General features: G+C 61.4%; 9 protein-coding genes and 1 tRNA gene. 6 read left to right on the forward strand and 4 right to left on the reverse strand.

Going from position 1 to position 13,546, the window contains the following annotated elements:
• Positions 1-6 precede the first annotated feature (6 nt).
• The 3 genes from AC24YW_RS08710 to AC24YW_RS08720 all read right to left on the reverse strand — a co-directional run bounded on the left by AC24YW_RS08710 (position 7) and on the right by AC24YW_RS08720 (position 7,367).
• On the reverse strand, positions 7-5,319 hold the full coding sequence (locus AC24YW_RS08710) for a P-loop NTPase family protein (RefSeq protein WP_487482330.1): 5,313 nt from the start codon (positions 5,317-5,319) through the stop codon (positions 7-9).
• 235 nt (positions 5,320-5,554) lie between these two features.
• Positions 5,555-6,331 carry a cyclase family protein gene (locus tag AC24YW_RS08715; RefSeq protein ID WP_487482331.1) on the reverse strand — a complete coding sequence of 259 codons (777 nt, stop codon included), beginning with the start codon at positions 6,329-6,331 and terminating at the stop codon, positions 5,555-5,557.
• A gap of 46 nt (positions 6,332-6,377) precedes the next feature.
• A complete protein-coding gene (locus AC24YW_RS08720; RefSeq protein ID WP_487482598.1) occupies positions 6,378-7,367 on the reverse strand; it encodes a fumarylacetoacetate hydrolase family protein in 990 nt (329 codons plus the stop codon).
• A gap of 127 nt (positions 7,368-7,494) precedes the next feature.
• Between AC24YW_RS08720 and AC24YW_RS08725 the strand changes: the two genes are divergently transcribed.
• Genes AC24YW_RS08725 through AC24YW_RS08745 form a run of 5 tightly spaced genes read left to right on the forward strand, consistent with a single transcriptional unit; the run spans position 7,495 to position 11,445 of the window.
• Positions 7,495-8,400 (forward strand): ABC transporter substrate-binding protein, encoded by a 906-nt coding sequence (locus tag AC24YW_RS08725; RefSeq protein ID WP_487482599.1) that lies wholly within the window; start codon positions 7,495-7,497, stop codon positions 8,398-8,400.
• Positions 8,401-8,412: 12 nt separating this feature from the next.
• A complete protein-coding gene (locus AC24YW_RS08730; protein ID WP_487482332.1) occupies positions 8,413-9,117 on the forward strand; it encodes a GntR family transcriptional regulator in 705 nt (234 codons plus the stop codon).
• Positions 9,114-9,920: an ABC transporter ATP-binding protein gene (locus AC24YW_RS08735; protein ID WP_487482333.1), complete on the forward strand. Its 807-nt coding sequence runs from the start codon at positions 9,114-9,116 to the stop codon at positions 9,918-9,920. Before AC24YW_RS08730 ends, AC24YW_RS08735 begins: the two co-directional genes overlap by 4 nt.
• The gene (locus AC24YW_RS08740; protein WP_487482334.1) at positions 9,917-10,681 is read left to right on the forward strand and encodes an ABC transporter permease; all 765 of its coding nucleotides are present in this window, start codon (positions 9,917-9,919) and stop codon (positions 10,679-10,681) included. Before AC24YW_RS08735 ends, AC24YW_RS08740 begins: the two co-directional genes overlap by 4 nt.
• Positions 10,678-11,445: an ABC transporter permease gene (locus AC24YW_RS08745; RefSeq protein WP_487482335.1), complete on the forward strand. Its 768-nt coding sequence runs from the start codon at positions 10,678-10,680 to the stop codon at positions 11,443-11,445. Before AC24YW_RS08740 ends, AC24YW_RS08745 begins: the two co-directional genes overlap by 4 nt.
• Before the next feature lie 71 nt (positions 11,446-11,516).
• Here AC24YW_RS08745 and AC24YW_RS08750 read toward each other — a convergent pair.
• A tRNA-Met gene (locus tag AC24YW_RS08750) sits at positions 11,517-11,593 on the reverse strand.
• Between the two features lie 357 nt (positions 11,594-11,950).
• On the opposite strand from AC24YW_RS08750, the gene AC24YW_RS08755 reads away from it, so the two are divergent.
• Positions 11,951-13,543 (forward strand): GMC family oxidoreductase, encoded by a 1,593-nt coding sequence (locus AC24YW_RS08755; RefSeq protein ID WP_487482336.1) that lies wholly within the window; start codon positions 11,951-11,953, stop codon positions 13,541-13,543.
• Positions 13,544-13,546: the final 3 nt, after the last annotated feature.

Here is a 13,546-nt window from a genome sequence, read left to right on the forward strand (position 1 = left end):
CGTGGACTATCTATCGGGGCGCAGCAGCCGCCGCGCTCGCTCCTGAAGAGCCAAGGCGGCAGTGGCTTGCCTTGCGACCAGCAGGTCGACCAAAGCAAGAAACGTTGAGCGCGCGCCTGCATCTGCCGAAAGCGCCGAGAGATCTTCGGCAAGGCTCACGTCCAGCAAATCCGTGAGCGCTGTGAGTGCCGAAGAGCGCCAGGTTATGTAGACTGGATCGTCGCCCGTAAGAGCGGAATGAACCCATGTTAGGCCAGGGAGGCGCAAGGCTTTCCCGGTGGACGAGGCAAGGAAAGAACAAAGCGCGACAACGTTGCTGTCGTCTCTCCTTAAATGACCATTCGCCCAGGCCTCGAAGAGATCTTTGAACCCGGCGACGACTGTTTGATAGATTGGATTTGTATCGAGCGTTCTCGCTGCACGACACCCGAGGACCTGTGCAAGGAGACGTTGGCCGTAGTACCAAGGATTGCCGTCCCCCCAGGTGGGAGCGGCCAAGGCGTACTCGATCATTTGGCGCCACCGAACGGCGAAGACGTTTGGATCGGCCGTAGAAGCCAGCGTGAACCAGCAGCTCAGGAAATGCCCTACGCTATAGCGAGCTGGTGCGCCAAGTGCGAGGACGGGTTGCCAGAACTGATGTGCATCTTGCGCGGGCGCGGCAAGTGACTTCTTGGCTAGCTCTTCCAACAATCGGTAGCCAAGCTGGTTTGGGGCAGGCTCGTCTTCGCAGTCTCCTTTGGGCTGATGGCGGCGCCATACTTCATAAGACCACAGCGACAGAAGTAGCCTTTCATCCTCGCTAAGATCTCCCGCGCTAGCAGGTTGCGAGCTTGAGGATGTCAGCCACGCAAAGGCCGATTCAAGGAGTGACCAGTCGAGACCATCGGAGCGTCGCTGCTCAGGTGGGATGTGGGAGTAGATAACTTGACGTTTGCCGTTGGACTCTCGGCGCCATCGCGCTCGTTCAAGCCGCTCAATCCGCTTGGCAACAGATACCGGACTGGCATCTGCAATTGCTAGTGAAGCATCGCTCAGGGGCCAAGTTCTGAAGCGTTTCAGCCATCTATCCCAACCGACAGTTTCTTCGTCAAATCGCGGTCTCAAAATCGAAAGCCCGGCCCACAATACCGCGATCTTGAGAAGGCGTTGCCAACGTTCGGCCAATTGTTCGTGATAGCGATAGCCGAGACCAAACAGAACAGCTTGCGCCGCGCGATCTCCGCTCGTCATAAGCTTCAGGACAGCTGCGTCGCTTTCCTTTCCTGGATTGCGGAGCCACTTTTCAAAGACGGCGTACGCAATGAAACTCAGATGGTCTTTGGTTGTGAAGGCGGCTCCCCGAAGTGACTCCGCGCCATCACCGATAGCTGCGAGCACATCGTCAATGATTCGCTGGACCTCGGCGTTTTTGCCCTCATTGTTCTGGAGCCAGTCGATGGCTCGCGCGCTCAGCGTGCAGGCGACCGCTATTTTGGCTCGCTCCTTGAATTCGTCCTCCAGGCCGGCTTCACTCGCAGTATCATCCAACAGAGATGCAAGGGCCTTAGCTTCGTTCGCTTCAAGCTGCTTAGGTTGATTGAGGACTTTGAGGCATTGGTTCGGAAGGAGCAAAATCTGCGCGGCATAGACATGCCCCGTTTGAAACGCCCGTACCTCCGCGACGAGGGACGGCGGGTATCTAAGTTCGTATTTGGTAACACCGCTTTCGGCGTCGACTTTGGCTTCATAATTGGCGCTGTCCAGCTGAGCTGCACGCATACGTTGCTCGATCGCTGCTTTTTCGTCGTCCGGAGCCGGCCAAATGGCGATCGCGGAGCGAAGGTAATCGGCAAAGGCAGGGTCAGCATTTGCAAGATCCGATACCACACTCAGCATAGTGACTCTGTGATGTGGAGCAAAATGCCAGTCTCTCGCGAGATTGAAGACGATATCGCCTTGAGTAGAGAGTTGCATACCGTCGAAATAATCACCGAGAGCGGCAGTGATCGCCTCATCCCAACGGTAAAGATGGGTGTTTGCGGTGATCGGCTTCAAGGGACCAAGAAACAGGTCCGGTTTGAGTTTGCCGATGTTAACCAGCACTCCCAGTACGCCAACGGAATTGGTGCCGAGCAGGATAGTTCGAACCAGCGACCCAACATCCTCGCCGGCCTCGATTTTGCCGGCCAACCAACGTTCAAGAGCTGCAAGGGCAGAATTGAGTTGACCAGCAGAGCGGGCACTAGCCAGACACCACTCAAAAACGCGCCTCGCGCCAAGGTAGTCGCGTTTTGCACCGTCTTCCAAGGAGAGGCTGATGATCGGAACGATACCGTCTGAACTTCTCCTTACCTCATGGACCCAACGCTCTGTGCAGAAGTCTACCAGCTTGAGCAGGGTTTCAAGCCCGATGGGATCAATCATCAGAAATGAAAAGAAGGGGCTTTTCCAAAAGCCGGTTGGATATGCGGTCCGGTCGTGCGCCAAACCAACATCGTCCCAAAAGCGTGTGCGGCTGTAGCTCTCTTCCGGATTGCCTTCGATAAGCACAGCGAGCAGAAGCTCCGCAGCCTCAGCTGGGCGTGCCTTCATGACTGGAAGCAGCGCGGCTCCGATCGCGCAGGCCTCTCGGAAATGATGGTCGATGCGCCCGTGGGGGCCTAGGGGCCAGGGCGGCAGTTTGCGGCCGGAAGGTATGTATGAAGGACCAGACGCGCGGCGCCGTCTTTCGTGCTCTGACCGATAGGCCTCATCAGTTTTGAGCCGCTGTTGGTGGTCGATATCCTTCTGGCGCCTGTGTTCGGCGACTTGTGACGCCAAAGTGGCATCAAGTGGACGGCGTTTCGCCATTTCCAACGCCCATTGCGCAACCTCGTCAGGAAGATCGGGTGCCGCAGCCAAGGCGGCCGCATAGATGTCCTTGACCGAATCGTCTGCGAATATGGTGCCTTTCGCTTGCTGCAGCTGCACGGCGCGTGCGGTGGCCAAGGCGAGTTCCGCGAACTCGCGACGCAACGGAAATGGTGAACCGCCGAAGGTCGGCGGAAAAGCTGATAGCCATCTGCTGCAAGCGCTCGCGACGGTCGGTGAGCATAGAGCGGCGATACGATCCTGATGGGTGTGAAGAAATCGCGCTATCGCGACCCATCTCAGCGCAATGGGCGTCCTAAATTGGGCTTCCAAATACAGTCCGAATGACGCATCTGCGAATATGACATCGCCGAGTAGCTTCGAGGGGCCGCCTGGTACGGTCGCGGCGTGCTGAAAGCGTCGCAACAGCCGATGAAGAAGCTTACCGTTCTCCCGTAAGAGCAAATCGGTGCGTTCTCGCAAAAACACTTCAGCCTCGGGATCGAGGCAAAGCGCATCGAGCAGGAGATCGGCTGCTGTCGTACTCTCGGGCTGGCCTGCTACCGCTTCAAAAGCTGCGTCCCAAGACGAGCGGCTTCCGCGCGGGTGATCACGAAGTAAGAACCCGCCTAGCATGCGAAGAGCTGAAAGCCACAGGGGATTTCCAGCGTAGGCGATCCACTGGCTTGTGTCGGTGGCCACCTCCTTTAACCGCTGAAAACGAATCCAATCGGACGCCAAATCGTGTTCGAACTCGAAGCGGTTGTACTTGTTCTTGCGCAGCGGTAGCTGAGAAGGCCTCTTTTCAATGGCTTCAGCGTGGCCTGGCTCCAACTTGCTGATCTCAAAGCTGTGTTCAAAATTGGCTTCCCGCACAGCAAGGTCCACAAGGGTACGCTGGAGCGTCTCCTTCCCATCGGTCCAGTACTGCCAGAGGTGGTCCGCAATGGCGACATGCGAGGCTAGCGAGGACACATTGTTTTGTGCGAAGCGGGGCGCCGCCTCCAACACCCAGGCGAGCGTGCGTGGGTTGGTGAGAGCATAGACAATCTCGCTATGAGATGCTGCCCACCGCAGCTGCGGCGACGAAAGGAGGGCGCGCTGGACATCATCTTGCGCGAGCAGTTTTAGTTCCCAGTATTCAGCCGACGCGGTGCTGCCGATCCTTTGCAATCGCCCCTGGGACCAGCTGTCACTTTGGCCAACCACAACAATATGCCACTGGGAAGCTTCCTCACCGTTATGCGCGATCAGGCTCGCGATCAGGGCGTTGGCCCTTGAGATGACCTCGTCTGGAAGACGTTCGGCCGCGTCCAGGACAAGGACATTCTTGGCCGTGGAACTGAACTTTAGTATCTCTTCCAGAGGGTAGTCGAGACCGGCTGGTTGACGCTTGGCAGCGGAGAGGGCGGTCGCCAAATCGTCAGGCTTGAGCCAAACTTGGCGCCAATCAGGGAAGCGTGCCGTGAGAGTAGCCTTTACCAGAGCGGATTTTCCGCTTCCTGACTCGCCGAAGAGAACGAGCAGCTCCTTCCCAGCGAAAAGAGTCGCAAAGGTGTCTGCGTCGGCCGCTCGGTCAATCGTCAGTCCGGTCGGCAATCCAGTAGAAATTTCCGCCGTGACGTCGGCCGTGATCGCATCGAGTGCTTTCCAGGCGCGCTCATAATTCGGATGCGATTTGAGCTTGAAGCGCTGGGCCAGCTTTGACCAAAGCGTCTCCAGCTTGATCATACCATGCGTCGTACGTGCTGTTTCTGCCTCGCTAACAAGCGCGTCCCAAAGGTCGACTGCCTCAGCCTGCGCCCCGCTCACAAGCAGCCTGCGGCACTGCGCAATCGCATTATCGCGGCTCTGTGAGTTCGGTAGATGAAAGTCTGTTGGGAATACCTCCAATCTCGCAAATAGCTCAGCAACGTCCTCGTCCGAGACACTATTCTCAATCGTTAGGATTGCTGCCTTGGCCTTGTCCAACAGCTTCGCATGTGTGGCAGTTTGACGAATGCGTGCAACGGCAAGGGGATTATCGGGCTGGGAGCACCAGTTCTTAACATCAGCCCACAGAGGCTCGAAGACGTGATGTGAACCGCGCGTGACTAGCATTAGCTTGTCTTTGTCGCGATGAAACGGATTTTCAAAACGCCGATCGCTCCACTGCCGCCAAGCATCCAGAACAAAGTCGTCCGGCAACCCGTTGCCGGTAACCTGCCGATTGCTCTTACAAGATAGGGCGAGTTGAGCTTTGGAAGCTGCGCTTATGGCAAGAAGGTCGTCGATAAGCCAACCAAGCGATTTAGTTTGAGATCGGATCGTACTTCCAAGGGCGGCATCGCCGAGGCCAGGAATTGGCTCGCCTGTCAGCATCTTCACCAAAAGAAATGCCGCGATCTGATCCTCAAAAACGAATCCAGGACCAGCGGTCGAACGTGTCGTAGCAGAATGCTTCGCGTTTGTCGTTTGCTTCGCGGACTGAGGTTTCTTGGCCATCATTCGCGATTGTATGTAGTCTGGCGTGGGTTGCCAAGAAGCCTCATCCCAGGGTGATGATGAGAACTCTCAAGGCGGAGCATAAAAGATTCAAGGACAAAGCACCTTCACGGCCTCTTAAAGATGCCCACACCGACAGGCGGGCCGGTCCATTGAATAACAAATAGAGAATGCGCCTACACGCGTAAACGCGAGCCGCTACCGGTTCGTAAGGGCAGCCATGACAGGTCACAACAAGCTACCCCTCCAGAATCGCGACCGCTCGCGTCCAGCCTGCCGAGGCGCGTTCGATCTTCACGGGGAAGCATGACACCTTGAAGCCGGTTGCCGGCAGCTTTTCGAGATTGTGCAGCTTCTCGAGATGACAATAGCCGATATGGCGTCCGGCCTTGTGGCCTTCCCAGATCAGGCCGGCGTCTTTCGTCTCGGCGTATTTCTTTGCGGTGTGGACGAACGGCGCGTCCCAGCTCCAGCCGTCGGTGCCGGTCAGGCGCACGCCGCGCTCGAGCAGGTACATGGTGGCTTCGTAGCCCATGCCGCAGCCCGAGGTGACGTAGTCCTGCCGGCCATATTTGGCGCCGGCGCTGGTGTTGACCACGACGATCTCGAGCGGCTTCAACTCGTGGCCGATGCGCTTGAGCTCGGTCTCGACGTCCTTGGCCGTCGCGACATAGCCGTCCGGCAAGTGCCGGAAGTCGAGCTTCACGCCGGGCTGAAAGCACCATTCCAGCGGCACCTCGTCGATGGTCCAGGACCGCTCGCCGCGATTCATGGTCGGGTGAAAATGCCAGGGCGCGTCGAGATGCGTGCCGTTGTGAGTGGAGAGACTGACCTGCTCAACCGCCCAGCCCTGACCGTCCGGCAGATCCTCGGCCTTCAGCCCGTCGAAGAACTGCAGCATGCGCGGCAGGCCCTGCTGGTGATCGATGTACTGGATCGTCGGATGATTGCCGGGCGGGTCGGCCGGCACGTCGTTCTGCAGGGGGACGGAGATGTCGATCAGCTTGCTCGTCATGGCGCTTCCTCGTTGTTGTTTTATTTGGCGGCCGTCAGGCTTCACTTCAGATGTCTTGCCGCTCGACGCGGTTCTTCAAAATGCCGATCTTCTCGACCTCGAGCTCGACCGTATCGCCATGCTCGAGAAACCAGCCGAGCTCGAGGCCGCAGCCATTGCCGACCGTGCCGGAGCCGATGAATTCACCGGGCATCAGCGTCTCGTCCTGGGAGACGTGAGCGATGATCTCCTCGAAGGAAAACAGCATGCCCTCGCTCACGCCTTTCGAGCGGGTCTCGCCGTTGACGCGCGCTTCCATCTTCAGCTTGTAGGGATCGCCGATCTCGTCCGGCGTCACGATCCAGGGCCCCATCACGTTGCCGCCGTCAAAGCTCTTGCCCTTGGCGGGGCCGAGCCGTCCCTCCATCTCGATGCGCTGGGCGTCGCGCGCGGAGAAATCGTTGAAGATGGTGTAGCCGAAGATGTGATCTTTGGCCTTCGCAGGCGTGATGTTGGCGCCCTTGTTCTTGGTGATGATGCCGAATTCGAGCTCGTAATCCATCACCTTGCTGTAGCGCGGCCATTTCACCGTGGTGTTGGTGCCGCGGACGCTGAAGCGGTTGGTGATGTAGAAGATCGGCTGCTTGCGATAGACCTCGGGCAGCTCGCCGAGCGGCTCGGCGTCGATGCGCGCCAATTCCGCCATGTCGCCCCTGGCGCGCGCGGCGAGCTTTTGCTGCCCGCGCGGCGCCTGCAGGATGTGGAGGGGAAACGACATGCCGTCGCGCATTTGCCTGGGCTCAGGGACCGGCGCGAGGATGTCGACGGCGCTGACCGCCTCCGACAGCGTCGCGTCCTTTCCGTGCTTGTCCAGCAGAGCCCGTGCCCGATCCAGCGCTCTGGGCCCGGCGTCGATCAGAGCCAGCATCGAGCCGAAGGCCGGGTCAGCCCCGCCGTCCCGTGCGGCCGCGGCCGCGAGGTCGAACACCTGGCCGTCGTTGCTGTGGACGGCTCCGATCTTCTCCTGACCGGCCGATTTGAATGTTGCGAGCTTCACCTTGGACACCCCTTGTTATCGTTTCGAATATATGATCAGATAAAATATCGATAAACAAGCACGAAAAATATAAAGCGGGGAGAGCGCAGTGAGGCGGACGCAGATCAGGGCGATGTTGGCAGGTCTCATGCTCGGGATGTCTGCTGGCTTGACGACACCCGCGCTGGCGCAAGCCAAGATCCAGATCGGCTGCACCGCGACCACCGACTGCGCGTCGGCCATGGTCGCCGTCGACGAAGGCATCTTCAAAAAGCACGGGCTGGAGGTCGAGATGACGCCGATCGCCATCAACTCCAATATCCCGGCGGCGATCCTGTCGAACTCGATTCAGGTCGGCGGCCCCACCTCCACCGTCTTCCTCCAGGCCGTCGATGGCGGCCTCGACCTCGTCGCGATCGCCGGCGCCTCGGTCATGAACCCGACCTCGAACACCGCGATCGCCGCCTTCGTCCGCAACGGCATCACCATCAAGGATCCCAAGGACTTCGTCGGCAAGAAGGTCGGCGCGCCCGGCCTGAACGCCTTCCTGCACGTGCTCTTCGTGAAATGGCTGGTCGAGAAAGGCGTCGATCCCCGAAGCGTCAATTTCGTCGAAGTCACCTTCCCGACCATGGCCGACATCATCAAGTCAGGCGGCGTCGATGCCGTGCTCACGGCCGAGCCGTTCGTCACGCGCATGAGCAATGCGGGGCTCGGCTCGGTCGGCGCGCGGTACGGCGCCGACCTCGGCCGTACAGATCCGATCATCTTCTATGCCGCATCGCGCGACTGGGCGGAGAAGAATGTGGCGACCGTGAAGAAATTCCGCGAGGCCATCGCGGAGGCCGCCGTCATCGTCAACAGCGACCGCGAGAAGGCCTCAGCCTCGATCGCCAAGTTCACCAAGCAGCCGCTCGATCTCGTCAAGGCGACGCCGCCGAACCAGTCCGAGCCGAACCTCAAGCCGCAAAACCTCAGCTGGTGGATCGAGGTGATGTCGTCGCAGAAGATGCTGCAATCGAAGCTCGACACCGCGAAACTGGTGCTGAACTAGGGGATATCGACGATGCCCGCTCCCGAGCGCACTCTCGAACGCCCGCCGGCGGAAGCCGGCACCCTGAGCGAGCGCGCGGCAAGCCTCATCGAGCAGGACATCCTGGCCGGACATCTCGCGCCGGGATCGCGGCTCGGCATCGTCGACCTCGTGCACCGTTACGATATTGGCGCCACGCCGCTGCGTGAAGGCTTGTCGCGACTGATGTCGCGCGGCCTGATCGTCGGTATCGGCCAGCGCGGCTTTCGCGTTGCCGAGGTCAGTCGAGAAGATCTCGCCGACATCACCTGCATGCGGACCGCGGTCGAGATCGAGGCGGTCAGGCTCGCGATCCTACACGGCGACGCCGCCTGGGAGGCCGGCATCATCAGCGCGCTGCATCAGATGCGCCGGCATATCGAACGCACCGGCAACCAATTCCGCGAGGGCGCGGCCGATTTCGATCGACTGCACAAGGGCTTTCACACCGCGCTGCTTGCCGCCTGCGGCTCGCGGCGCATGCTGGCCGCCCATTCCGACCTCTACGACCAGGCCTATCGCTATCGCCGCGTGATGATGAGCGCCATCGACAGCGGGGAAAGGTTCATCCGCAGTCACCAGATGCTCGCCGACCTCGTGCTCGCCCGCGACCTGCCCGCCGCGCAGACGGTGTTGGCGGCGCATCTGCACTCGACCATCAATTTCGTCTATCCGCCTGAAAGCGGGGAGCAATCATGAGTGTCGTTGCCAAACTCATTGAGGCGCGCGCTGCGCGGCGGCAGAAACCGCTGATCGCGTTCAACGCCGCGACGCTGCGGCTCGGCGGCAAGACCATCATCGAGAATCTCGATCTTCAGGTGCGGCCGGGCGAATTCCTCTGCATCGTCGGCGCCTCCGGCTGCGGCAAGACCACGGCGCTGCGGCTCGCGGCGGGCCTCTATCGGCCCACGAGCGGCACGGTAACGTTTGAGAGCGAAGAGATCACCGAGCCGCGGCGTGAGGTCGCGATCGTGTTCCAGGATTACGGCAAGGCGCTGTTGCCGTGGCGGACCTCGGCCGGAAACATCTCGCTGGCGCTGGAAGCCTCGCGCGTGCCGGCGCGCGAACGCGGCGCACGCATCGAGGCGCTGCTGCGCAAGGTCGGATTGCCCGGCCATGCCGACAAATATCCGACGGAAATGTCGGGGGGCATGCAGCAGCGCCTGCAGATCGCGCGCTGCCTTGCGCAGGAGCCGACCACGCTTTTGATGGACGAGCCGTTCGGCGCGCTGGATGCGATGACGCGGCAGGGCTTGCAGGACGAGGTCCTGTCGCTGACGCAGGCGAGCCAGACCACCGTGATCTTCGTGACCCACGATCTCGACGAGGCGATCTATCTCGGCGACCGCGTCGTCGGCCTCTTGCCGCATCCCGGCCGGATCGGGATCGAGCTCGACGTCGACCTGCCGCGTCCGCGCGACCAGCTCGCCACCCGCGAGCATCCCGAATTCCTGCGGCTCCGCCGGCAATTGTTCGACTTCATCAAGGCGACCGAACATTGAGCCTCGACCGCACGAGGCCCTTGCTGCTGCCGCTGGCGCTGATGCTGGCCTTTGAGCTCTGGGCGCGCCTCACCCATCTGCAAAGCGACAGCCTGGCGCCGCCGAGCGCAATCCTCGCGGCGCTGGCCACGGCGCTCGCCGATCTCTCGATTCCGATCGCGACCCGCGACACGCTGTTCGCCGCCTTTGCGGGCCTCGCCATCGGCAGCGCCATCGGGCTTGCGCTCGGCATCGCCTTCGGCATTTCGCGTCCCCTCGACCGGCTGATGGAGGTGACGGTCGAGGCGATCCGCCCGATTCCCTCGATCGCGCTGCTGCCGATTGCGCTGATCGCGCTCGGCTTCGGCTACCGCATGGAGATCGTGATCGTGGCGTTCGCCTGCGTCTGGCCGATGCTGATCCTGACGCGCAGCGCGGTGCGCAGCATCGAGCCGCGATTGATGGAAGTGTCGCGGGCCTTGCGGCTGAGCGCGCCGCAACGGGTCGCGAAGATCGTGATCCCGGCCGCATTGCCGCGGATCTTTGTCGCCTTCCGCCTGTCGGCCGGGATCGCCCTGATCGTCGCGGTCACCGTCGAGATCGCCATCAACCCGATTGGTTTGGGTGCCGGCATCATGCTGGCGCAGCAGGCGCTGCGCGCCGATTTGATGCTGGCCTATCTGGTCTGGATCGGCGTGATCGGCTACGCGCTGAACATCCTGTTGATCGCCGCCCAGCGCCGCCTGTTCGGCCGCGCCGCGCTTGCCGGAGACAATTCATGAACCGCGCGGCGATCCTCTGGCGTGTCGCAAGCGTTCTCGTCGCAGGCAGCTTCATCGCGGCGTGGCAGCTCATCGCCAATCTGAAGCTGGTGTCGCCGGTGTTCCTGCCCGGTCCTGATAGAGCCTGGGCCGCTCTGGTGCGCGGCTTTTCCAGCGGCGATCTCGCGGGCAAGCTGATCGGCACGCTGGAGCACATGGCCTATGGCTGGTTCGCCGCCTCGATCGCCGGCATTGCGCTCGGCGCGCTGATCGGTTCGTCCAAGATGATGCGCGCCTATGTCGCGCCGTCGCTGGAATTCTTGCGGCCCCTGCCGGTCTCGGCGATCATCCCGGTCGCGATCGCGATGCTCGGGCTGACGCAGGGCATGGCGCTGTTCGTGATCGCGTTCGGCGCGATCTGGCCGATCATGCTCGCAACCATTCACGGCTTTGCCGCAGTCGAGCCGCGGCTGTATGAGGTCGCCCGCTCGCTGCAGATGTCGCGCACCGCAATCATCGCCAAGATCGCCCTGCCCTCGGCATTGCCGGATATCCTCGCGGGCATGCGGCTCAGCCTGACGGTTGCGTTGATCCTCTCGGTGGTCTGCGAGATCCTGGCCGGCCTCGACGGCCTTGGTCACTGGGTCCTGCTCTCGGCACGCGCGTTCCGGTCCGCCGACCTCTTCGCCGGCGTCATCCTGCTCGGTGCGACCGGATATTTGACGTCGATTGCGATGTCACTGATCGAGCAGCGGCTGCTCGCCTGGCAGACCGCGGCGAGGTAGCGCGGCGATCTCATAACAAAACGGCCCGCTATCGCGGGCCGTTTTCGTCTCGGATCCGGACAATCCGAATTTGGTTGCGGGGATAGGATTTGAACCTATGACCTTCAGGTTATGAGCCTGACGAGCTACCGGGCTGCTCCACCCCGCGTTAAACCTTTGCGCACCTTCGCTCAAATCCTGGGGACGGTCGGTTGAGGCCGGCGCTGGTCGCGCTGGCTTTCCACTTGCGTCCCAAAGGCTTCCTTGGAAGGCGACCCCAGGGGCAATACCCGTCGGGTGCGGGGGGGTATGTATCAAGGCGGGCTGCCTTTGGAAAGGGCTGCGGGAACGTTTTTTTCGACTTTGTGACAGGGGATGGACGGATTTTCGCACCGTTTCGCGCAGTCTTGCCAGAAGTTCCACAAAGGGCCAGCTTGCGGCAACAAGATTAAGGCTGAAACGCCGCAGCGTCATTCCGGGTTCGCTTCGCGCGTCCCGGAATGACGGTAAACGGGGGGAAACAACATTGACCGATACATTCGACTTCGTCGTCGTGGGCGCGGGCTCTGGCGGCTGCACAATTGCGGGGCGGCTGTCGGAGAATCCAGGCACATCCGTCGCTCTGCTCGATGCGGGCGGACGCAACGACACCTGGCGGATCACGACGCCATTCGGGCTCGCGTTGCCGTATGCCGCGGCCAACTGGGCGTTCGATACCGTGCCGCAGAAGGGACTGAACGGCCGCATCGGCTATCAGCCGCGCGGCAAGGGCCTCGGCGGGTCCTCGGCGATCAACGCCATGGTCTATATCCGCGGCCACAAATGGGATTACGACCATTGGGCCGCGCTCGGCAATGCCGGCTGGTCGTATGCGGACGTGCTGCCCTATTTCAAGCGGTCGGAAGACAACGCCGATTTCGACGGCGAATATCACGGCAAGGGCGGCCCGCTGCATGTCAACCGGCTGCGCTCGGACAATCCGATCCATGACGTCTTCCATCAGGCCGCGCGCGAGGCGCAGTTCCGCATCCGCGAGGACTTCAATGAAGAGGACCACGAAGGGCTCGGCAGCTACCAGGTGACTCAGCGGGGCGGCGAGCGTTGGAGCGCGGCGCGCGCCTATGTGGCTCCTCATCTCGGCAAGCGCGCCAATCTGCGGGTCGAGACGGGGGCGCAGACAACGAAGATCCTGTTCGAAGACGGGCGCGCGGTCGGCGTCGAATATGTGCAGGGCAAGCAGACAAAGCAGCTACGCGCCCGCCGCGATGTGATCCTCGCTGCCGGCGCCTTCCAATCGCCGCAGCTCTTGATGCTGTCTGGCATTGGCGACGCTGACGCGCTTGCCGCGCACGGCATCGGCGTCGTGCATCACCTGCCGGGCGTCGGGCGCAATCTGCAGGACCATCCGGATTTCGTGTTCGTCTACGCCTCCGATTATCCGCACTTCGTTCACGCCTCGCTCAGTCGGCTGCCCTCCCTGCTGCGCGGCATCCAGCGCTATCGCCGCGAACGGCGCGGCGTGATGACCACCAATTTCGCCGAGTGCGGCGGCTTCCTGAAAACCCGGCCTGATCTCGACGTGCCAGACATCCAGCTCCACTTCGTCATCGCGATGCTCGACGACCATGGCCGCAAGAAGCACAAGGAGGCGGGCTTCTCATGCCATTTCTGCCTGCTCAGGCCGAAGAGCCGCGGCAGCATTTGGCTGAAGAGCGCCGATCCGCTCGCAGCACCGATGATCGACCCGAACTTCCTGGGCGAGGCGGAGGATCTCGAGGCGATGGTCGCGGGGTTCAAGACCACGCGCCGTCTGATGGAAACGCCGGCGCTGCGGGCGTTGCAGAAAAAGGACATGTTCACATCCGACGTGAGAACGGATGACGACATCCGCGCCATTCTGCGCGCGCGCGTCGACACCGTCTATCACCCCGTCGGCACCTGCAAGATGGGCACGGACCCGATGGCCGTGGTCGATCCGGCGCTAAAGGTGCATGGCGTCGGAGGATTGCGCGTCGTCGACGCCTCGATCATGCCGACGCTGATCGGCGGCAACACCAATGCGCCGACCATCATGATCGGGGAGAAGGCGGCGGATATGATCAGAGGGGAGATGCGGTAATTG

The sequence above is a fragment of the Bradyrhizobium sp. USDA3516 genome (assembly GCF_057651995.1).

Excerpts from the sequence above, each read along its gene's own strand:
- AC24YW_RS08710 (WP_487482330.1), bottom strand. The coding sequence starts at position 5,319 with ATGATGGCCAAGAAACCTCAGTCCGCGAAGCAAACGACAAACGCGAAG.
- AC24YW_RS08715 (WP_487482331.1), bottom strand. The coding sequence starts at position 6,331 with ATGACGAGCAAGCTGATCGACATCTCCGTCCCCCTGCAGAACGACGTG.
- AC24YW_RS08725 (WP_487482599.1), top strand. The coding sequence starts at position 7,495 with ATGCTCGGGATGTCTGCTGGCTTGACGACACCCGCGCTGGCGCAAGCC.
- AC24YW_RS08730 (WP_487482332.1), top strand. The coding sequence starts at position 8,413 with ATGCCCGCTCCCGAGCGCACTCTCGAACGCCCGCCGGCGGAAGCCGGC.
- AC24YW_RS08735 (WP_487482333.1), top strand. The coding sequence starts at position 9,114 with ATGAGTGTCGTTGCCAAACTCATTGAGGCGCGCGCTGCGCGGCGGCAG.
- AC24YW_RS08745 (WP_487482335.1), top strand. The coding sequence starts at position 10,678 with ATGAACCGCGCGGCGATCCTCTGGCGTGTCGCAAGCGTTCTCGTCGCA.